We start from the raw sequence: 20244 nt of genomic DNA on the forward strand, positions 1-20244 counted from the left end.
TGAGTCTTTCACGCTGGCAGGATGGTCGGGTGAGCACCCCGGTCGTCCTGATCTCGCCCGCGATGGCGGTCCCCTCGTCCTTCTACGGCCCCCTCGAGGCGGCATTCCGCGAACGCGGCTGGGAGGCGCGCACCCTGCCCCGGCGCGGCTTCGAGCGCGACCTTCCGCGCGCGTCGCGTCGCCACGACTGGTCGTACGCCGACGAGATCGCCGACACCCAGGCCGCCATCGATGCGGCCCGGATCGAGCATCCCGACCGGCCGGTCGTGCTGTTCGGACACAGCCTGGGCGGCCAGCTCGGCGGCGCGGTCCAGATCGGCCCCCGTCCGGCCGACGCGATGGTGCTCGTGGGCGTGTCCCTCCCCCACTTCCGCCACTACCCCCGGATCGGGCTGCCGCTCGCGGCGATGGCGCTCACGGTGCCGGTGGTCGGCCTCGTCCGGGGATACGTGCCGAAGCCGTGGTTCGGCGGTCCCGGTGCGCGCACGCTAATGCGCGAGTGGGCACGCGTCGTCCGCACCGGTCGCCCGCCCTACCCGGTGCAGCGCCGCATCACGCTGCCGACGCTGGCCGTGCACCTGGCCGGCGACGGCTTCTCCATCGAGGCGGCCGCCCACCGGTTCGAGCGGACACTTGTCGACAAGTCGGCCCTGACGAGCTGGGAGTACACCCGCGACCTCGTGCCCGAGGGCGGCTCCACCCACCACGTGCTGTGGGCGAAGCACCCCGGACCCGTCGTCGACCGCGTGGTGCGATGGTGGACCGATCAGGCGAACGCCTCGATCGGCGGGCAGGAGCAGACCAGGTTCCGGTCGCCGTAGGCGTTGTCGATCCGACCCACCGGCGGCCAGTACTTGTCCTGCGTCGTGCCAGCCGGGAACACGCCCTCGGCGACGGGGTACGGGTGCGTCCAGTCCACCAGCTCGTGAGCGGCGTGCGGGGCGCTGACCAGCGGGTTGTCCGTGGCGTCGTACTCCCCCGCCGCGACCCGGTCGATCTCGGAGCGGATCGCCAGCATCGCCTCGCAGAAGCGGTCGAGCTCGGCCAGGTCCTCGGACTCGGTCGGCTCCACCATGAGCGTGCCGGCCACCGGGAAGCTCATGGTCGGCGCATGGAACCCGTAGTCGATGAGCCGCTTGGCGACGTCGTCGATGCTCAGTCCCGCGTTCTTCGTGATCTCGCGCAGGTCGAGGATGCACTCGTGGGCCACGAGGCCGTGGTCGCCCGAGTAGAGCACCGGGAACGCCTCGCCGAGCCGCGCAGCCACGTAGTTGGCCGCGAGCACGGCCACCGACGTGGCGTCGGTGAGGCCGTCGGCGCCCATCATCGCCACGTACGCGAACGGGATCGGCAGGATGCCAGCCGAGCCGTACGGAGCGGCGCTGATGGTGCCCGCGGCCTGCCGGCGGTCGGCGTCGGGGTGGAAGGGGTGCTTGGGCAGGAACGGCACGAGGTGCTCGCCCACGGCCACCGGGCCGACACCCGGTCCACCGCCACCGTGCGGGATGCAGAAGGTCTTGTGCAGGTTCAGGTGTGACACGTCGCCGCCGAAGTCGCCGGGGCGGGCGTGGCCCAGCAGCGCGTTGAGGTTGGCGCCGTCGACGTACACCTGGCCGCCGTGCTCGTGGACGATGTCGCACAGCTCGCTGATGCCGTGCTCGTACACGCCGTGCGTCGAGGGGTAGGTCACCATGATGGCGGCGAGGTCGTCGGCGTGGGTCTCGCACTGCGCACGGAGGTCGTCGAGGTCGACCTCCCCCGCGTCGGTGGCCTTGACGATCACGACGCGCATGCCCGCCATCACGGCCGAGGCTGCGTTGGTGCCGTGCGCCGAGCTGGGGATGAGGCAGACGTCGCGCGCCTCCTCGCCGCGGCTGCGGTGGTACTCGCGAATGGCCAGCAGGCCGGCGAACTCGCCCTGCGAGCCGGCGTTGGGCTGCACCGAGACGGCGGCGTAGCCCGTGACGGTGGCCAGCCACGACTCCAAGGTCTCGACCAGCTCGATCATGCCCGCGGCGTCCTGCGCCGGGACGAACGGGTGCAGGTCGGCGAAGCCGGGCCAGCTGATCGGCTCCATCTCGGTGGTGGAGTTGAGCTTCATCGTGCAGCTGCCCAGCGGGATCATGCCGCGGTCGAGTGCGTAGTCACGGTCGCTGAGCCGGCGCAGGTAGCGCAGCATCTGGGTCTCGCTGCGGTGCTCCACGAACACCGGGTGGGTCAGGATCTCGTCGTCGCGCAGCCAGGCCGGCTCGAGCGAGGCGTCGGCCTCGTCGGGCAGGCTCCCGGCGCCGAACGCCGCGAGCACGGCCTCGAGGTGCGCGTCGGTCGAGGGCTCGGAGACGGCGATGCCGACGCGGTCGTCGTCGAAGCGCCACAGGTGGATCTCGGACTCGCGCGCCGCGGCGACGACCTCGGCGGCCCGCCCCGGCACGACGGCCGTGACGGTGTCGAAGAAGCGGTCGGATGCGACCTCGACGCCCGCGGCACGCAGGCCGGCGGCCAGGTGCGACGCGCGGCCGTTCACCTGCGTCGCGATCTCGCGGAGGCCCTCGGCGCCGTGGTAGACCGCGTACATCGCAGCCGTGACCGCCAGCAGCACCTGGGCGGTGCAGATGTTGGACGTGGCCTTCTCGCGGCGGATGTGCTGCTCCCGCGTCTGCAGCGCGAGGCGGTAGGCCGGACGTCCGGCCGAGTCCACCGAGACGCCCACGAGGCGGCCGGGCAGGTGGCGCTCGAGCCCAGAGCGCACCGCCATGAAGCCGGCGTGTGGGCCGCCGTAGAACATCGGGACGCCGAAGCGCTGGGTCGAGCCCACCACCACGTCGGCGCCGAGGCTGCCCGGCGAGCGCAGCAGGACCTGGGCCAGCGGGTCGGTGACGACCACGGCGAGCGCCCCGGCCGCCTTGACCGCGTCGATCACGGGCGCCAGGTCGATGACCGTGCCGTCGGCACGCTGGTAGGCGATGATGACGCCACTGAAGTCGCCCTCGGGCAGGCCCTCGCGCAGGTCGGCCTCCACGAGCGGCAGCCCGACCGCCTCGGCCCGCGTGTGCAGGACGGCGAGGGTCTGGGGCAGGAGTCCGTCGTCGACCACGACCGGCAGGTCGGTGCGCTTGCGATCGGCACGGCGCACGAGGGTGAGCGCCTCGGCCGCGGCGGTGCCCTCGTCGAGCAGCGACGCGTTCGCGGTGGGCAGACCGGCGAGGTCCTCCACCATCGTCTGGAACGCGAGCAGCGCCTCGAGGCGGCCCTGGGAGATCTCGGGCTGGTAGGGCGTGTATGCGGTGTACCAGGCGGGGTCCTCCAGCACGTTGCGGCGAATGACCGCCGGGGTCGTGGTGGGGTGGTAGCCCAGGCCGATCATCGAGACGCCCGGGGTGTTGCGGTCGGCCAGCTCACGCAGGCGAGCGGTGGCCTCGGTCTCGCTGGCGGCCGCCGGCAGTCCGTCGAGGACCGAGCGGATGCCCGACGGCACCGCGGCCTGCATCAGGGCGTCGAGGCTGTCGTAGCCCAGCCGCTGCAGCATCGCGGCCTGGTCGGACGCGCGCGGACCGATGTGACGGTCGACGAAGCGGGTGGCGGGCTGGCGGGCGGACTGGGGCGTGGGGACCGACTGCGACATGGGCGGGGCTCCGAGGGCTCGACGACAAGGCCCTCCCCCTCTGTCGTCGTGCCGGTGGCACGCCTTCAGAGTCGCCTGTGACGTACGGTCCTGTGGCCTGAGAGGTTCCGGGGAGGAATTGCCCCTTCGGCGCCCTGGGACGGGACTCTCCCGTACGGGTCGAACGGCGTGACCAGCCTACCCCGAGCGATGTCGGGGCGGGGCGGAGCGTCCGTCAGTTGGCCTTGCGGGCGCGGCGCTGCGACAGCTCGTCGCCGGCGACCGGGACGTCGGCCTCGGCGCGCTCGGTGGGCAGCTCGTGGAGCGAGCCCTCGATCTCCTTCCACACACCGCCGATGGCGATGCCGAAGACGCCCTGACCGCCCTGGAGCAGGTCGACGATCTCGGTGGCGGAGCGGCACTCGTAGACGCTGGCGCCGTCGCTCATGAGGGTGACCTGCGTGAGGTCTTCGGTGCCGCGCTCGCGGAGGTGGTCGATCGCGGTGCGGATCTGCTGGAGCGAGACACCGGCGTCGAGGAGACGCTTGATGATCTTGAGCAGCAGGATGTCCTTGAAGGAGTACAGGCGCGCGGTGCCCGAGCCGGTGGCCGAGCGGACCGTGGGCTCGACCAGGCCGGTGCGGGCCCAGTAGTCGAGCTGGCGGTAGGTGATGCCGGCGGCGTTGCACGCGGTCGGACCGCGGAACCCCGTGTCCTGGGGCATGGGCGCGAGGTCGTCGTCGAACAGCAGGCCCTGGGCGCTGGCGTGTGCCTGCGCCTCCGCTGCCTCGTCACGAGGTTCGATCATGTTCACGCCTTCCTGGCGGCCGGTGGACCGGCCTCCCACAACAAGAGAACCACACCACTGTGGTCTTGCGTACCCTCAAGTTAGACGTGAGAGTCTCTCGACGCACGCACCGCCGCGCGTGTCGGCGGGTAAAAAGTCTCAACCCTCACTTGAAGGCTTCTCGAAGTCCTCGGGATCGACGTGGTCGAGGAACTCACGGAACTGCTCGACCTGCTCGTCCTCGTCGGGCGTCTGCGCGAAGCCGGCGACGTCGAGGACGTCCTCGGCACACACCACCCGGACTCCCGTGCGCAGGGCCAGCGCGATCGAGTCGGACGGGCGGGCGTCGACCACCGCTCCCCCGGCGAAGGCCAGCTCGGCGTAGAAGACGCCGTCGCGCACGTCGACGATCCGCACCTCGGTCAGCTCGTCGCCGAGGCCCTCGATGATCGAGGCCATCAGGGCGTGCGTCGGAGGCCGCGGGGCCACGGTGCCCTGCTGGGCGAACGCGATGGCCGAGGCCTCGATCGCGCCGACCCAGATCGGCAGGTAGCGCGTGCCCTCGCGTTCGCGCAGCAGGACCAGCGGCTGGTTGGTGGGCATCTCCACCCGGACTCCGACGATGTCGAGTTCGCGCACGGCGACCTCCCCGTCAGGAACGCAGGCCGGCGCGCACGAGCACCGTGTGCAGGCGCACGGTGAGCGCGGCCAGCTCGGCGAGGGTGGCGGCGGCACCGGACTGCTGGCGGGTGGCCGGCGGGACGACCTGGTCGAGCAGGCCCAGCTCGCGGTCGGCGGCGCTGCGGAAGCCGCGCAGGTGCCGCGGCTCGAGACCCAGCTCGGCCAGCTGGCCCACGAGGGACGCGACGACGAGGTCGTCGGTGTCGTAGTACCGCTGGTTGGGGCGGCGACGGATCAGCTCGAACTCCTCGACCTGGTCGAGGGTCTGCGCGTCGATCCCGGCGGCGTCCATCAGCTCCTCGCGGGTCATGCGGGTGGCCCCGCCGCCCTCGGTGACCGACTGCGGCGTGGGCGTGCCGTCGGCGGCGAGCGTCACCTGCGGCACGCGCAGGGTGGCGCGCAGCTCGGTGTCGGGCACCTCGCCGGAGTCCATCTGGTCGAGGACCTGCCGGATGTGGCTCAGCGGCCAGTACCGGTCCTTCTGCATGCGCAGCACGAATCGCAGCCGCTCGACGTCGCCGTAGCTGAACTTGCGGTAGCCCGAGGGCGTGCGGCGCGGCTCGACGAGACCCTGCTCGTCGTAGTAGCGGATGCGGCTCTGCGAGATGTCGGGGAACTCGCCGGAGAGCTCGGCGATCACCTGGGAGATGCCGAGCAGCGGTTCGCGCCCGGCCTCACTCGTGGTCACTGACCACCTTCGGAGGCCACGGTGCCGGGAAAGTAGATGAGGCGGTACTTGCCGAGCTGGACCTCGTCGCCGCCCGCGAGCGGGATGTCCCCGTCGATCCGGTCGCGGTTGACGTAGGTGCCGTTCAGGCTGCCCAGGTCGGTGACGACGTACCCGCTCCCGCGGCGCGAGAAGGTCGCGTGACGGCGGGAGACGCTGATGTCGTCGAGGAAGATGTCGCTCGAGGGGTGGCGGCCGGCCGAGACGACGTCCTGGTCGAGCAGGAAGCGCGAGCCGGCGTCGGGGCCGCGCTGCACGAGGAGCATCGCGTTGCCGACCTGCAGGTTCTCGACCGCGAACACGTCGCCGGCCGACATCTCCTCGGTGTCGGCGTCGATGACCGGGATGAAGTTCGTCTCATCGAAACCGTCCGGCGTCGTCACCGCGATCAACTCCGTCTCAAGTAGAGCTTGAAGGTTTGCTCAAGTGGGGGTTCAAAGTTCCTTCGACCCCAAACCTAACACCCGCGACCCGACCGGTCAGCCGGTCACCAGAGCCGAGTACGCCTCGGCCGTGAGCAGGCCCGACGTGACGTCGTCCTCGCTCGTGCGGACCTTCAGGAGCCACCCCTCGCCGTAGGGATCGGAGTTGATCACCTCGGGGGTCGCCTCGAGCGCGTCGTTGCGGGCGATGACCTCGCCGGAGACCGGCGTGAAGACGTCGGAGACCGACTTGGTGGACTCCAGCTCGCCGACGACGGTGCCGCCGTCCACGGACTCGCCCTCGGCGGGCAGGTCGACGTACACGATGTCGCCGAGCTGGTCCTGCGCGAAGTCGGTGATGCCGATGATGGCGACGTCGCCCTCGACGCGCACCCACTCGTGCTCGGCGCTGTAGAACAGGTCCTCAGGAATCATGCTCGTCCTCCATCTTCAGGCGATCAGTCGTTCGCGGGTCGAGCGTACTGGGGCTCGGGGGCGTCAGCCACAGCGGTCACACGCAGGCGCTGGCGCTTCTCGACCGAGACGTCTCCCCCGCGGCTCTCGACGCGATCGGCGAGCCCGCCGCGGAAGGTGACGGCGTCGGCGAGCGTCTCGGGGTCGCCGATCACCTCCATCACGTACGGGGGCTTGAGCACGCGGCCGCTGACGCGGCCCCCGGCGTCGTCGTCGAGGAACCAGGTCTGGGCCACCACGCGGGCCACGCCGTTCAGGGCGATGACCTCGGCGCCGGCGTCACGCATCTCCTGCACCGCGTCGAGCAGGACCGAGGCCGTGACCGCGCCCGCCGGGGCGGTGATCGAGATCTCGATGCCCGATCCCTCGGCACCGACGGTGCCGGCGAGAATCGCCAGGGAGTTGGCGCGCTCGACCGCGGCCTTGCGGGCCTCGGCGGAGCTCTCGCTGGAGTCGCGCAGGTCGTCGCGGGACCCACGCAGGGTCTCGATCTGCTGCGACAGCCGCGTGTTGGTCGCGTCGAGCGACTTGAGCAGCTCGGCCAGCTCGACGCCACGCACCCCGCTGAAGTCGTCGGTCTCGTCGTCCTGGCTCCACTGCACCGTCATGGTGAAGGCCAGCAGGCCCACGAGGAGCGCCACGATCCAGGCCGAGCGGCTGCGGAGGTCACGCATGGAAGATCAGCCTGCGGATGGCGGCGGAGTTGGCGAAGATCCGGATGCCCAGGACGACGATGACGCCGGTGGACAGCTGCGAGCCCACGCCCAGCTGGTCGCCCAGGAACACCATGAGCGACGCGATGGCCACGTTCGACACGAAGGAGACCACGAAGACGCGGTCGTCGAAGCGACCCTCGAGGAACGCGCGCGCGGCTCCGAGCACGGCGTCGAGCGCGGCGATGATGGCGATCGGCACGTACGGCTGGAGCGCGGTGGGCACCGTGGGCTGCAGCACGAGGCCGATCGTGACACCCACCACGAGACCGATGACCGGGATCACGAAGCGCTCCTCCTCAGGGGTTCGGCCGAGACCCTCAGCCGCGACTCAGGCGCAGCGGGCAGCTCGACATCGTCTGATCCTCGCACGGCGAACCTGATGCCATCGGCTTCGGCACGCGCGGCCAGGTAGCGGCCCGACGGCCCCTGCTCCCACTGGTTCTCGAGGGTCTCCTGGTCGCCGATCGCCTCGATCACGACGGGTTCGGTGACCGATCGGTAGTTCACGGTGATCGCCTCGCCCGCCGAGCGGATCGCCGACGTCGACGTGAGCCGGTGCCCGCCGACGGCCACCGCCTCGGCGCCGGCCAGCCACAGGCCGTTCACGATGAGCTGGACGTCGCTGTCGGAGAGCTCGCCGCCGGGCCGGTCCTCGTTGGCGGACGACTCCACCGTGAGCTCGATGCCCGGGCCGACGACCGCCGTGGACCCGGCCGCGACGCGCAGCGCCTCCGTGCCGGGACCGTCGACGACGGACTCGGCCTGGAGGTCGGCGATCTCGCCCTGCAGCCCCTCGACGGTCTCCTGCTTGCTCGCGACGAGGTCCTCGCGCACGCGGATGTTCTCGATCAGGGCGTTGCGCTCGACCTCGGTGGCCGGCCGGTCGATGCGGGTCTGGACGGCAGCCACGGTGATCATGAGTGCGAAGACCGCCACGGCGACTCCGGCGAGCAGCTTCGAGACCTGGCCGGGCGCGGTGTCGTGGGCGGCGTAGTAGTCGTCGTCGAGCGCCGTGGCCGCGAGCCGGTCGAGGATCGACTCGGCCTCCCGGACGGAGGAGGCCTCGTCGGTCCGCTCGCTCATCGCGACCGGGGGGTCGAGGCCAGCAGCCGCCGCACCTGCACGGCGTACAGGATGCCCGCCCACCAGTAGAGGCTGACGCCCCAGATGGTGAACGCCCAACCGAAGACGCGCGCGAGGTTGGCCACCGCGCCGTCACCGTCGCCGAGCAGCAGCAGCGGGAAGGCGTAGAGCAGTCCGGCGGTGGCGGCCTTGCCCAGGAAGTGCACCGGCAGGGCGCTGAAGCCGCGCGTGCGCAGGAACGGCACGAGGGAGAACAGCACCACGTCGCGCAGCGGCAGGATCACGGCGAGCCACCACGGGATGATGTCGCGCAGACCCAGGCCGACGACGACCGCGAGGATGTAGAGCCGGTCGGCCACGGGGTCCAGGACCGCGCCGAGCCGGGTGGTCTTGCCGGTGGCGCGGGCGATCTTGCCGTCGAGGTAGTCGGTGATGCCCGAGACGACGAGCACGCCGATGGCGAGCAGGTCCGCCTCGGGGACCAGCACGAGCCACAGGAAGACGGGAACCAGCAGGATCCTGATGGCGCTCAGCAGGTTGGGCACCGTGAACAGCTCGCCGCTGAGCGAGGGCTTCTCGGGCGTGGGCTCCTGCGCGGCCTTCGGCAGCGACTCGGGTCGCGCCTCGGGCGACGGTTCCACCGGGGCGGGGGCGGGATCGGCTCGCTCGGAGCGCGAGTCGGCCTCGGAGGTCGCAGCGACCTCGATCTCCTCCTCGCCCTCGATCCGGCGAACGCGCTTGCCTGCCACGGCCACAGCCTACCGGCGGGGGTCCCGCGATCCGGGCCGACCTTGCCTCGGGGAACACAACTGACAGACTGAGACTTGTACCCAACGAGGACTTCACTCACAACGACCAGGAGGACGCGTGGCCGACTACACCCTGCCCGATCTGCCCTACGACTACGGGGCACTGGATCCCCACATCTCCGGCAAGATCATGGAGCTGCACCACAGCAAGCACCACCAGAACTACGTCAACGGCCTCAACACCGCCCTCGAGAAGCTCGAGGAAGCGCGTTCGGTCCAGGAGTTCGGCACGATCAACCTGCTCGAGAAGAACCTCGCGTTCAACCTCGGCGGCCACATCAACCACTCCATCTTCTGGAAGAACCTCTCGCCGGACGGTGGCGACAAGCCGACCGGTGAGCTGTCTGCTGCCATCGAGGACAACTTCGGCTCGTTCGACGCCTACCGGGCGCAGTTCGAGCAGGTCGCCCTCGGCATCCAGGGCTCGGGTTGGGCCATCACCGCGTGGGACACGCTGGGTCAGCGGCTGGTCATCGTCCAGCTCTACGACCAGCAGTCCAACATCCCGGCGACGCTGATCCCGATCTCCCAGCTCGACATGTGGGAGCACGCGTTCTACCTCGACTACCTCAACGTCAAGGGCGACTACGTCAAGGCGTTCTGGAACATCGCGAACTGGGCCGACGCCCAGGAGCGCTTCACCGCGGCCACCAGCGGCGGCCAGATCCTCTTCTGACCCGCTGCCCCGGTCGGGGCGAACCACACGACTGCCCGGTCACCGCGAGGTGACCGGGCAGTGGTGTGTCCGGGGTGCGTCAGCGACGCGAGGCGTCGTCGCGCAGGCCGGCCAGGTAGGCGTTGTACTGCTCGAGGGCCGCGTCGTCGTCGCGGTCGGCGGCACGGTCCGACCGGGTGGCCTCGCGCGAGTCCGACCGGAACCACTGCACGAAGATCGCGCCGATCACCAGCAGGAGCGGGATCTCCCCCATCGCCCAGGCGATGCCGCCGCCGAGGTACTGGTCCTGGGCCAGATCGGTGAGGTAGGGACGCTCGAGCGCCTGGTAGTACGACTCGGCGATGACGACGTTCGAGGACATCAGCGCCACGGAGAAGAAGGCGTGGAACGGCACCGAGAGCATCAGCACTCCGAACCGGGCCAGCGGGCTGAGTCTCACCGGCGAGGGGTCCACGCCGATGATCACGTAGTAGAACAGGAAGCCCGAGAGCAGGAAGTGCAGCTCCATGAAGGCGTGACCCGTGTGCGAGCGCATCATCGACTCGAACAGGCCGGTGTAGTAGACGGCGTAGAGCGTGCCCAGGAAGATCACGGCCGCCACGATCGGGTTCGTGTAGAAGCGGGAGACCCGCGAGTGGAGGGCGTCGCGCAGCAGCGACCGGGGCGAGTGCTCGCCGGGGCGGCGGGGGCCGGGCAGCGTGCGCAGGGCGAGGGTCATCGGGGCGCCGAGCACCAGGAAGATCGGCGCCACCATCGACAGCATCATGTGCGACACCATGTGCAGGCTGAAGGCGACGCTCGAGTACTGGCCCAGCCCGCCGAACGTCGCCCACGCGACGATGGTCAGGCCGAGGAACCAGCTGATCGTGCGGCCGACGGGCCAGGAGTCGTTGCGACGGCGCATCACCAGCAGGCCGGCGACGTAGAGCGCCGTGCCGAAGCCGACCACGGCCAGGCCGATGCCGTCGGGGTAGAAGCCGAACAGGATCCGTGTCACCGTCGGCTCGGGCGGCAGGGAGCGGCCCAGCAGGAGCTCGGCCGGGGTGGTGAGCACGTCCTCCCCCACCGGGGTGGCGGTGCGGCCGAGGACTACCGCCAGCGCGAACGTCACGGTCATCAGGGCGACCTCGAGGATCGCGAAGCGCGCGAAGCCCGCGCCTCGCGAGCGCAGCCGCCGCCGCTGGGCCACGCCGATGGCCCCGAGCCCGATGAGCGCGACGGCCTTCAGGATCACCAGGACCCCGTACGTGGAGTCCAGTCCCCCGAGCGAGCCGAGGTTGACCGAGGCGCTCACCACGCCCGAGACCGCGACCACGACGAAGCACCATGCGGCGAGGGTCGAGTAGCGGGCCACGGCGTCCTCGAGGCGTCGGCTGCGGCGCAGCGCCACCCAGCCCAGGGCGATCAGGCCGCCCACCCACAGCACGACGCCGACCAGGTGCAGCACGAGGGTGGCGGTCGCGAGCATGTGCGAGCCGGACGAGGCCGAGTGCCCGGTGAGCCCGACCGCGGAGATGCCCAGCAGCGCCACGCCCACGCAGATGGCGAGCTGGCGCACCGAGAAGGTCCAGGAGGTCCACAGCGCCACGACGAGCGCTGCGAGCGCCTGCGCGAGCAGACCGCGGCCGGTGGCGAAGACCGAGGCGAAGTCCCACAGCTGGCCGATGCCCACGTCGTGCATCGGGCGGGCGTAGAGATCGGCGACGTTGGCCCAGTAGAAGACCAGCGACGCGACGAGCCAGCCCCACGCGGTGCGCGACGCGATCCGCACCGCCTGCACCGAGAGACCCTCGAGCCGGTCGCCCGAGGGCAGCAGCACCACGGCCACCAGCAGGAAGCCGACCGTGGCGGTGGCGAGCAGGTTCGACAGGAAGCGGGAGATCGGGATGGCCCATCCGACGACCGGCCCGGGGTCGGGCAGGCCCACGGGCACGGGCTGCGGGCTGGCGCCGCTCAGGACGACGACAGCGACGAGCGCGACCAGGCCCAGGCCGCCGACCGCAGCGGCGAACGGGAGACCCGGGCGGTCAGGGACGGTCATCGTCGGACGACGTCGAGCGGCGGCGGAGCACGGTGGCGCCGCCGATGGCGAGCACCACGACGACCACGAGGGCGCCGAGCACCAGCGGCGAGGACCACACCGAGTCGTCCTTCGCGTCGGCCGAGGTCTCGGCGGGATCGGCGGGATCGGCCGAGATCTCCTCGGAGGGAACGGTCGTGGGGGTTCCCTCGTCGGCCGGCGCCTCGTTGGCGACGGCGTCGGGATCGGTGACCGTGAAGCGGGTGGTTCCGATGATGGGGTGGCCATCTACCGAGACGACGCGATAATTGACCTCGTACGCGCCATCGGGTGCTTCACTCGACGGCGTGACGACGACTCGCGGACCGTCGACCTGCACCTCGGCATCGACGGCCTTCCCGTCGACGCTCACGCCCACCTCCGACGGCTCCCGCAGGTTCTCGGTGAAGGTCAGCACGACTCGCTCGGGGACGGCCTCCAGGCGAGCTCCGTCCGTGGGGTCCGAGGAGATCAGGGACGTGTGCGCTCGGGCAGGCACCGACCATCCGAGGATGACCGCAGTGACGAGGAGCACAAGAGAAGTCAGACGCACTCCTTCAGCCTATCCGGCGGTTGTTCGGAGGCTTTCTGGCCCTTCGGGACCAGAGCCGATGGCACGACCAGAGTGACTGAGGGGGATTGTGTGAACAGGAGGTTGGAGCACGTGGTTCACTCACCCGTGGAGGTGTCACACGTGCGTCTGACTCGGGTCATCGCGACAGTGACGGTCACGCTCGCCGCTCTGGCGGTGCCGACCGCCGCTCAGGCCGTCGACCCCACGCCGCCCCCGACCACCGGGCCGAGCGCCTCCACGCCCTCGCTGGACGTCCCCGATCCGCTCGCGATCGCGCCGAGCGCCGTCACCGAGCTGACCACCCTCGCCCTGCGCTACGAGGCCAACCTCAGCGTGGCCGAGGACCGCCGCAAGGAGGCCGTCGAGCGCCAGCGCGACGCCGACCGGCAGCGCACCATCGCCCGGGCCTACGTGGCCCAGGTGGTCGAGTACGCGATGTCGCCGAACGGCGACCCCTTCGCCCAGAAGCTCACGGCGCTCGCGGCGGCGGAGAACCCCGAGGACCTCATCACCGGGATCTTCAGCACCGAGCAGGTCACCGAGGCCCAGGAGGGACACCTCGGGGACGCGAAGCGGGCGTTCGACGCCGCCCAGGTGCTCCAGGCCCGCGCCGACCGCGCCACCAAGATCGCCGAGAAGGCCGAGGCCAGCGCGGCCCGTCAGCTCAAGCAGGTCGGCAAGATCGCGAAGCAGCTCGGCCTCGGCGCCTCGTCCACGCCCGCGGGCCTGCCCCAGACCCGCGTCGAGCAGGAGTCCTGGAACGCCGCCTCCACCACGGCGTGGAAGCGCTACACCCGGCAGCTGACCCGGCTCGGCGTCAAGGCCCCGCCGGCGGGACGCCTCAAGGCCACGCGCGGCGTCGGCAGGGCCACGGTCGGCTCCACCACCGTCGAGGTGCTGCCCGCCCAGACCATCCGCATGATCAACGCGCTGGTCGGCCGGATCGGCGACGACTACGCGGCCAGGAACGCCTCGGGCGCCTGGAGCTGCGGCGGCCTGCTGCAGGTCAAGGGCGGCTACGACCTGAGCGGCACCCCGGCTCAGCTGTACGCCCGCACGGTCAAGGTCCGGAAGGCGCAGATGCTCCGGGGCGACCTCGTCTTCTCGGCGAACAAGGCCTCCGGCGTGCACCACGTGGGCGTCTACATCGGCGGCGGCCGGATGATCGACGCTCCGGCCACCCGCGCCCAGGTGGGCGTCTCGAGCGTTCCGGAGAAGCCCTACGCCATCACCCGCCCCTCGCTCGGCACGGGCCGCAACACGCCGCCGAAGGGCACCGCCTCCTCCCCCACCACCGTCTGCAACGCCACGAAGGCCACCGCGGCCACGCGCCAGGGCTGGACCTTCCCGCTCAAGCAGGGCACGTACTCGATCTCGGCGGGCTTCGGCATGGGCGGCAGCATGTGGCAGTCCACCCACACCGGCCAGGACCTCGCCGCACCCGCCGGCACCCCGATCTACGCCTCCCGCGGCGGCGTCGTGAAGTTGGAGGAGATCGGCTGGGCCGGCACCCTCGTCACGGTGTCGCACCCCGACGGCACGGCCGAGCGCTACGCGCACTCCTCCAAGGTGCTCGTGCAGGACGGTCAGACCGTCAACGCCGGCGACGAGATCGCCCTGGTCGGCTCCCGTGGCAACTCCACGGGCCCGCACCTGCACTTCGAGATCCAGGTCGACGGCAAGTTCATCGACCCGATGCCGGTGCTCGTGCAGTACCTGACCAACAGCGGCGCCGGCAAGGGCTGGGGCGGCTACAGCAACGGCCAGGTTCCCCGCGGCGTCCTGTGCGCCACCGGCGACACGATGCTGCGCTGCGACGTCGCCAAGCGGGCCAAGCGGCTCGCGGCCGACTTCCGGGGCAAGTTCGACGAGCCGCTGGAGTTCCGTGCCGGGTACCGCGACATCGTGGGCCAGATCCAGCGCGGTCCCGAGGGCACGCTCGTCGACATCCCCGGCACCTCGCCCTTCGGCTGGGGCACGCGCTTCGAGCTCGGCTCGCTGAAGAAGGCTGAGCAGGCCTGGGTCGCCAAGCGCGCCCGCGCCCTGGGGCTCAAGGCCGAGGGCGGCAACGCCTGGTCGCTGCCCACCGCCTGACCGACGCGGAGGTTTGGCCGGATCCCTGCGGGTGATGGCGGTGAACCGCTGGAGATCTGTCGGAGCGTCGCGGTTGGATGGATGTCAGGACCACGAGGACAGGACGGTCATGACAACGCAGCCGACCACCACCCAGCGAGCCGACGTCTCCCCCGCCGCCCTGTGGTGCGCGCTCGGGGTGGTCTACGTCGCGTGGGGATCGACGTACCTGGGGATTCGGGTCGTCGTCGAGGACATGCCCCCGCTGATCTCGGCCGGAGCCCGCTTCCTGACCGCCGCCGTGCTGATGGGGACGTTCCTCGCCCTCCGGTCGGGTCCGCGAGTGCTGAGAATCCGCCCGCGCGAGCTGCGGGGAGCGGCGATCGTGGGCGTCCTCCTGCTCGGCGGCGGCAACGGTGGCGTGGTGCTCGGCGAGCGGACGGTGCCCTCGGGGATCGCGGCGCTGCTCGTCGCCATGGTTCCCCTCTGGCTGATCCTGCTCCGCTTCGCCAGTGGCGCGCGCCCGCGGCTGCTCACGTGGGCCGGGGTCCTGGTCGGCTTCGTCGGTCTCGCCGTGCTCGTGCTCCCCGGTGGCGGCGCCGGTGGCCCCACCGCCGGCATCCTGATCATCGTCGGCGCCTCGCTGAGCTGGTCGGTCGGCTCGTTCATGTCCCAGCGGATGCCGATGCCGGCGAACCCGTTCGTCGCCACGGTGTGGGAGATGCTGGCCGCCGCGATCGCGCTCCTGGTGATCGGCACGGTGAGCGGAGAGCGTCTGGGTGACTTCGGCGATGCCTCCACCTCGTCGTGGATCGCGCTGGGGTACCTCGTGGTGTTCGGGTCGATCGTCGCCTACTCGGCATACGTGTGGCTGCTGCAGAACGCGCCGCTCTCGCTGGTGTCGACCTACGCCTACGTGAACCCCGTGGTAGCCGTGCTCCTGGGTGCCCTCATCCTCGCCGAGCCGCTCACCGGCGCGATCGTCACCGGCGGCGCGATCGTCGTGGTCGGGGTCGCGCTGGTGGTCCGGGCCGAGCGGCCGCGACCGGCATGACGAAGGGGCCCCACCGCGATGCGGTGGGGCCCCTCCGTTCGGTGCGTCAGGCCTCGTCGAGGTCCTGGGCGACGCGACGGTGCGCCTCCCAGATGCGCTCGGGCAGTCCGCCGAACTGCTTGAGGTGCTCCTCGCGCAGGCCGATCTCCTGCTTCCAGCGGTCGACGTCGATCGACAGGAGCTGGTCGAGGGTGGCGTCGTCGATCTCCAGGCCCTCGAGGTTCAGCTCGTCCTTCGTGGGGACGACGCCGACGGGGGTCTTCGTGCCGGTGACACGACCCTCGCGGAAGTCCATCATCCACAGCAGGGCGCGCAGGTTCTCGCTGTAGCCGGGCCACAGGTAGCCGCCGTCGGCGTCACGCTGGAACCAGTTCACGTGGGCGAACAGCGGCTTGTCGGTGACCTGGTCGAGGATGTCGAGCCAGTGCTGGGCGTAGCGGCCCTCGGGCAGCGCCAGGAACGGACGCATCGACATCGGGTCGTAGCGCAGCTGGCCGGCCACGCCCTCGGCCGCGGCAGTGGCCTCGGCACCCAGGGTCAGGCCGTCGTAGACGCCCTCGGCCGGGTCCTCGATCGCGCGGATCAGCGGCTCGCGGTCGCGCGTGCGGCCGCCGTAGATGATGCCGTCGATCGGCACGCCCGCCGGGTCGTTGTAGTCGGGCGACTCGTTCGGGACGTTCGTCATCGTCGACGTGAAGCGGCAGTTCGGGTGGGCCCACACGTGGGCCTTCGAGCGCTGCTCGTCGGCCGGACGCTCGGAGATGAGGTGGCCCTTCCAGTCGCGCCAGCCCTCGACGTCCTCGGGGTAGTCGGGCGACTTGCCCTCCCACCAGGTCTCGTGGGTGTTCACGTTGTACGCCGTGTTGGTGAAGATGGCGCCGGTGCCCTCGCGGACCGCGGCGAGCGCGTTCGGGTTGGTAATGGCGTTGGTGTCGATCGCCACGCCGAACACACCGAACTCGGGGTTCATGCCGTAGAGCTTGCCGTCGTCGCCGACCCACAGCCAGGCGATGTCGTCGCCGAAGAACTCGACGTAGTAGCGGTCGCCGAGCACGCCCGGGGCCACCATCATGGCGAGGTTCGTCTTGCCCGAGGCGCTCGGGAAGCCGCCGGCGATGTGGTACTTCTTGCCGGTCTCCTTGTCCTGGATCGCGATGAGCATGTACTGCTCGGCGAGGAACTTGCGGGAGGCCCAGCCGTCCCAGTTCGCCTGGCGCAGGCCGTGGGCGATCTTGCCCAGCAGCGCGTTGCCGCCGTAGGACGAGCCGAAGTGCAGGATCGTGCGCTCGTCGGCGACGGTCACGAAGTAGCGCTTGTCGTCGGGGGTGCCCTGACCGAGGTTCTCCAGGTCGCCCGTGACGTGCACGGCGCGCACGAAGCTCTCGGGGTCGTTCAGGTTCTCGAACAGGTCGACGCCCACGCGAGCCATGCGGATCATCTGGAGCACGACGTTGCGGTTGTCCGTCAGCTCGATGCCGGCGGCGTAGGCCTCCAGCGGCGAGCCGGGTGCGGCCATCAGGTAGGGGATGACGTACATCGTCTTGCCCTGCGAGGCACCCGTCATGTTGCCGATGACCACGGGCTTGATCTCGTCGGCGTGACGCCAGTTGTTGTAGACGCCCTTGTCGGCCGGGTCGCTCGTGGCGACGATCGTCCGCTCCTCGGAGCGCGCCGTGTCCTTGTGGTAGCTCTGCGAGTAGTAGAGACCTTCACCGGCCGGCTCGAGCTCGCCTGCCTCGAGCGCCTCCTGCAGGAGCCGTGCGTCATCGCTGGCGCTGACGACCTCGATGCGATCGGGCTGGGTGACCCCCGCCCAGTGCTTCACGAACTCATGGACGTGGGGGTTCTTCAACCCCGCCTCGTCCAGGACCTTGTCCACGTCGACCATCGGTCTGCCTGTTCCTCTCCTGGACCAGCCCGCCGGCCGGTCCGGTCCCGTCGATGTTCCGTCCCGCGCCGACGGACATTTCCGACGGCACGATCCCGGAGATTACCGCGACCCTACCGCGCCTTCGGTGCCATCCTCCGGCGGGCCCTGTGGGGAATGCCACACCACGAAAGGGTCACAGTCGCGTGACCACGCGGTCCCGGTCGAAGCGACGGACGGCGAGGTGGAAGACCACGAGATCGCCCACCAGGGAGAGCAAGCCGACCACCACGACGACCCTCCCGTCGAAGGCCAGGGCCCCCGCCGCCTGCGACATGATCAGGATGATCACGGGCAGCACGAGCAGTCCGGCGACGGCCTGGGCGCCCTGCAGCGTCGAGGCGCGGTGCGAGATCAGGACGATACAGCCGATGGCGAAGAACGACACCAGCGGGGCGATCACGCCGACGAGCGCGAGCCACGTTCCGGTCGGGAAGGACCAGCCGTGCTGCCAGGGGCGGGCGAACGCGGAGACGACCACGGTGAACAGCGCGGTGGACAGCCAGGTCACCAGCACCGCGGGCACCCACGAGACGAGGATCTTGCCGATCACGAGCTCGCGGTCGGTGAGCGGCGTGAAGAGCAGGCCCTCGAGCGTGTCGCGCTCCTTCTCCCCCACGAACGCCGCGGTGGCCAGCACCGTCGCGATCACGACGGGGATCATCAGGAAGATCGGCGCCATGAAGTACTCGACGACCGCACGGGTCGGGTCGGCGGCCACGTGGGGCGGCAGGCCGTCGAGGTAGGAGGTGAGGAAGTCGAGCCGCGCCAGCGCGTCGGGTCGGCTCGTGGCCGCGATGAGCGTGGCGGGCAGCACCAGCGCGAAGACGATCGGCAGCATCACGATGGGCAGCAGGGTCTGGCGGTTGCGGCGCAGCTCGATCCAGTCCTTCGTCATGAGCGCGCGGACCCGGCCGGCGTTCACGCCTCCTCCCCTGCCAGCAGCGCGAAGTAGAGGTCGTGCAGCGAGGGCGCCGTGCTCTCGGGATCGGGCACGGCGACTCCCTCCGCCCTGAGCCCGGCGACGACCCGCTCGGCGACCTCGCGCTCCGACACGCGGATGACGTACTCGCGGTCGGGCCAGTGCGAAGCCACGAGCTCGGTGACCTCGCCGGCCGCCACGACGCGTCCTCGATCGAGCATGACCACGTCGTCGCACAGCTGCTCCAGGCCGTGCAGCTGATGGGTGCACAGGACGATCGTCGTGTCCCCGTCGGCGCGGAGCTTCGCGAGGTGACCCAGCACGTCGAGGGCCGCCTCGGGGTCGAGGCCCGCGGTCGGCTCGTCGAGGAAGATCAGCTCCGGCCCCGGCAGCAGGGCCCGCGCGATCTTGGCCTTCTGACGCAGGCCCTTGCTGAGCGAGCCGACGGGACTGTCACGGCGGTCGGACAGGCCGACGACCTCGAGCACCTCGGACAGACGCCGCTCGGTGGCGGCAGGACTGAGTCCGTGCAGCGCACCCCACGTGCGCAGGTTCTCCGCGACGGTCAGCCGGTGGTAGAGGTTGGCCTCGGTCTGGACGCCGATCCGCGCACGCAGTCGCGGCGCCGACTCGGGAGTCACGGCCTCGCCGAAGAGCTCCACGGTGCCCGAGGTCGGCCGGAGCAGGCCGGTCAGCATCCGCACGGTCGTCGACTTGCCCGAGCCGTTGGGCCCGAGGACGCCGAGCACCCGCCCCCTCCCCACGACGAGGTCGAGATCGGAGACGGCGACGCGGTCGTCGAAGACCCTCGTCAGGGCTGTCGCGCGGACCACGGGTTCGGACGTCACCTGAACATCATCGGGCGTCCGTCCCGGATCGTCATGCGGTTGCACGCATCCCGGAGGCACGACTTCCCCGGCGCTTTGCCAGACTCGGGCCGAAGCATGAGCATCGACGGTCCACTCGGCCTCGGCGCCGCAGACCGAGAGCGAGGGACCCCCGGTGGACGCAACGCGATCCGCACGATCCGTCGCGCTGCCGCGCGCCTGGCACGGACTGACCGCCGCGACCGCACTCGTGGCCCTGCTCCTCCAGCTGGGGCTGGTCCTCAGCGGCGCCTCCGTCCTGGTCGAGACCGAGCGCCCGGACCTGCCCATCCGACTCGCGCGGTTCGTCGCCTACTTCACGATCCAGAGCAACCTGCTGGTCCTCGTGTCGGTGATCGTCCTCGTGCGCGATCCTCGGGCCGACGGTCGGTGGTGGCGTGCGCTGCGCCTCGCCGGAGTCATGGGCATCACGGTCACGGGACTCGTGCACTTCTTCCTGCTGCGTCCGCTGCTGGAGCTGGACGGCGCGAGCCTCGTGGCCGACCGCCTGCTGCACCTGGCGGTGCCGGCCCTGGCGGTCGTCGGCTGGGTGGTGTTCGGCCCACGCGGCCGCATCGATGGTCGCGCGACGCTCGTGGCCTTCGCCTGGCCCGTCGTTTGGCTCGTGGCCACTCTGCTGGTCGGGTGGACGACCGGTTGGTACCCCTACCCGTTCCTGGACGTCGGGACCTCGGGAGTGACGAACGTGGCGATCGCCTGCGCCGGCATCGCCCTGCTGGTCGCGGTGTGCCTGGCCGCCCTGACGTGGCTGGACCGACGCCTCGACACGTGA

At 70.8% G+C, this 20244-nt stretch carries 20 protein-coding genes and 1 riboswitch; of the genes, 5 read left to right on the forward strand and 15 right to left on the reverse strand.

Going from position 1 to position 20244, the window contains the following annotated elements; genetic code table 11:
* The first annotated feature begins 29 nt into the window (after window positions 1–29).
* Window positions 30–821 (forward strand): serine aminopeptidase domain-containing protein, encoded by a 792-nt coding sequence (locus H1W00_RS11110; protein ID WP_286928769.1) that lies wholly within the window; start codon window positions 30–32, stop codon window positions 819–821.
* Here the strand turns inward: H1W00_RS11110 and gcvP are convergent.
* The 10 genes from gcvP to clsA form a co-directional block, all read right to left on the reverse strand.
* Window positions 767–3622 (reverse strand): aminomethyl-transferring glycine dehydrogenase, encoded by a 2856-nt coding sequence (gene gcvP, locus H1W00_RS11115; protein ID WP_181755760.1) that lies wholly within the window; start codon window positions 3620–3622, stop codon window positions 767–769. The genes H1W00_RS11110 and gcvP overlap by 55 nt on opposite strands.
* Window positions 3623–3697: 75 nt before the next feature.
* Window positions 3698–3785, reverse strand: a riboswitch (glycine riboswitch).
* A 51-nt stretch (window positions 3786–3836) separates the two neighbouring features.
* A complete protein-coding gene (locus tag H1W00_RS11120; RefSeq protein WP_181755761.1) occupies window positions 3837–4409 on the reverse strand; it encodes a MerR family transcriptional regulator in 573 nt (190 codons plus the stop codon).
* Between the two features lie 138 nt (window positions 4410–4547).
* Complete coding sequence (locus H1W00_RS11125) at window positions 4548–5027, reverse strand: bifunctional nuclease domain-containing protein (protein WP_181755762.1); 480 nt, start codon at window positions 5025–5027, stop codon at window positions 4548–4550.
* A gap of 13 nt (window positions 5028–5040) precedes the next feature.
* A complete protein-coding gene (gene ftsR / locus H1W00_RS11130; protein ID WP_181755763.1) occupies window positions 5041–5757 on the reverse strand; it encodes a transcriptional regulator FtsR in 717 nt (238 codons plus the stop codon).
* Window positions 5754–6179 (reverse strand): FHA domain-containing protein, encoded by a 426-nt coding sequence (locus tag H1W00_RS11135; RefSeq protein ID WP_446678467.1) that lies wholly within the window; start codon window positions 6177–6179, stop codon window positions 5754–5756. The genes ftsR and H1W00_RS11135 overlap by 4 nt, the downstream gene beginning before the upstream one ends.
* Window positions 6180–6275: 96 nt before the next feature.
* Window positions 6276–6653: a glycine cleavage system protein GcvH gene (gene gcvH / locus H1W00_RS11140; protein ID WP_181755764.1), complete on the reverse strand. Its 378-nt coding sequence runs from the start codon at window positions 6651–6653 to the stop codon at window positions 6276–6278.
* A 23-nt stretch (window positions 6654–6676) separates the two neighbouring features.
* On the reverse strand, window positions 6677–7366 hold the full coding sequence (locus H1W00_RS11145; protein ID WP_181755765.1) for a DUF881 domain-containing protein: 690 nt from the start codon (window positions 7364–7366) through the stop codon (window positions 6677–6679).
* Complete coding sequence (locus H1W00_RS11150) at window positions 7359–7691, reverse strand: small basic family protein (protein WP_181755766.1); 333 nt, start codon at window positions 7689–7691, stop codon at window positions 7359–7361. Before H1W00_RS11150 ends, H1W00_RS11145 begins: the two co-directional genes overlap by 8 nt.
* Window positions 7688–8491 (reverse strand): DUF881 domain-containing protein, encoded by an 804-nt coding sequence (locus H1W00_RS11155; RefSeq protein WP_181755767.1) that lies wholly within the window; start codon window positions 8489–8491, stop codon window positions 7688–7690. The genes H1W00_RS11150 and H1W00_RS11155 overlap by 4 nt, the downstream gene beginning before the upstream one ends.
* The gene (gene clsA, locus H1W00_RS11160; protein ID WP_338072882.1) at window positions 8488–9240 is read right to left on the reverse strand and encodes a cardiolipin synthase ClsA; all 753 of its coding nucleotides are present in this window, start codon (window positions 9238–9240) and stop codon (window positions 8488–8490) included. The genes H1W00_RS11155 and clsA overlap by 4 nt, the downstream gene beginning before the upstream one ends.
* Before the next feature lie 118 nt (window positions 9241–9358).
* Here clsA and H1W00_RS11165 point away from each other — a divergent pair, with 118 nt between their 5' ends.
* A complete protein-coding gene (locus H1W00_RS11165; protein WP_181755768.1) occupies window positions 9359–9976 on the forward strand; it encodes a superoxide dismutase in 618 nt (205 codons plus the stop codon).
* Between the two features lie 79 nt (window positions 9977–10055).
* Here the strand turns inward: H1W00_RS11165 and H1W00_RS11170 are convergent, their stop codons facing one another.
* The gene (locus tag H1W00_RS11170) at window positions 10056–12017 is read right to left on the reverse strand and encodes a bifunctional copper resistance protein CopD/cytochrome c oxidase assembly protein (protein WP_181755769.1); all 1962 of its coding nucleotides are present in this window, start codon (window positions 12015–12017) and stop codon (window positions 10056–10058) included.
* The gene (locus H1W00_RS11175) at window positions 12004–12534 is read right to left on the reverse strand and encodes a copper resistance CopC family protein (protein WP_206680007.1); all 531 of its coding nucleotides are present in this window, start codon (window positions 12532–12534) and stop codon (window positions 12004–12006) included. The genes H1W00_RS11170 and H1W00_RS11175 overlap by 14 nt, the downstream gene beginning before the upstream one ends.
* Window positions 12535–12729: 195 nt before the next feature.
* Between H1W00_RS11175 and H1W00_RS11180 the strand changes: the two genes are divergently transcribed.
* A complete protein-coding gene (locus H1W00_RS11180) occupies window positions 12730–14703 on the forward strand; it encodes a peptidoglycan DD-metalloendopeptidase family protein (protein WP_181755771.1) in 1974 nt (657 codons plus the stop codon).
* Between the two features lie 109 nt (window positions 14704–14812).
* Complete coding sequence (locus tag H1W00_RS11185; protein ID WP_181755772.1) at window positions 14813–15736, forward strand: EamA family transporter; 924 nt, start codon at window positions 14813–14815, stop codon at window positions 15734–15736.
* Between the two features lie 46 nt (window positions 15737–15782).
* On the opposite strand, the gene H1W00_RS11190 is transcribed toward H1W00_RS11185, so the two are convergent.
* The 3 genes from H1W00_RS11190 to H1W00_RS11200 form a co-directional block, all read right to left on the reverse strand.
* On the reverse strand, window positions 15783–17624 hold the full coding sequence (locus tag H1W00_RS11190) for a phosphoenolpyruvate carboxykinase (GTP) (protein WP_181755773.1): 1842 nt from the start codon (window positions 17622–17624) through the stop codon (window positions 15783–15785).
* A gap of 175 nt (window positions 17625–17799) precedes the next feature.
* Entirely contained in the window at window positions 17800–18588 is a 789-nt protein-coding gene (locus tag H1W00_RS11195) for an ABC transporter permease subunit (protein ID WP_181755774.1), read from the reverse strand.
* Window positions 18585–19433 (reverse strand): ATP-binding cassette domain-containing protein, encoded by an 849-nt coding sequence (locus H1W00_RS11200; protein ID WP_181755775.1) that lies wholly within the window; start codon window positions 19431–19433, stop codon window positions 18585–18587. Before H1W00_RS11200 ends, H1W00_RS11195 begins: the two co-directional genes overlap by 4 nt.
* Window positions 19434–19587: 154 nt before the next feature.
* Between H1W00_RS11200 and H1W00_RS11205 the strand changes: the two genes are divergently transcribed.
* Complete coding sequence (locus H1W00_RS11205) at window positions 19588–20244, forward strand: Pr6Pr family membrane protein (RefSeq protein ID WP_181755776.1); 657 nt, start codon at window positions 19588–19590, stop codon at window positions 20242–20244.

Origin of the sequence: Aeromicrobium phoceense (assembly GCF_013868155.1) — a bacterium.
Lineage (GTDB): Bacteria > Actinomycetota > Actinomycetes > Propionibacteriales > Nocardioidaceae > Aeromicrobium > Aeromicrobium phoceense.

Bases quoted from the DNA above. Each gene is read 5' to 3' on its own strand.
- gcvP (WP_181755760.1), bottom strand. From the start codon at position 3,622: ATGTCGCAGTCGGTCCCCACGCCCCAGTCCGCCCGCCAGCCCGCCACC.
- H1W00_RS11120 (WP_181755761.1), bottom strand. From the start codon at position 4,409: ATGATCGAACCTCGTGACGAGGCAGCGGAGGCGCAGGCACACGCCAGC.
- gcvH (WP_181755764.1), bottom strand. From the start codon at position 6,653: ATGATTCCTGAGGACCTGTTCTACAGCGCCGAGCACGAGTGGGTGCGC.
- H1W00_RS11145 (WP_181755765.1), bottom strand. From the start codon at position 7,366: ATGCGTGACCTCCGCAGCCGCTCGGCCTGGATCGTGGCGCTCCTCGTG.
- H1W00_RS11155 (WP_181755767.1), bottom strand. From the start codon at position 8,491: ATGAGCGAGCGGACCGACGAGGCCTCCTCCGTCCGGGAGGCCGAGTCG.
- H1W00_RS11170 (WP_181755769.1), bottom strand. From the start codon at position 12,017: ATGACCGTCCCTGACCGCCCGGGTCTCCCGTTCGCCGCTGCGGTCGGC.
- H1W00_RS11185 (WP_181755772.1), top strand. From the start codon at position 14,813: ATGACAACGCAGCCGACCACCACCCAGCGAGCCGACGTCTCCCCCGCC.
- H1W00_RS11190 (WP_181755773.1), bottom strand. From the start codon at position 17,624: ATGGTCGACGTGGACAAGGTCCTGGACGAGGCGGGGTTGAAGAACCCC.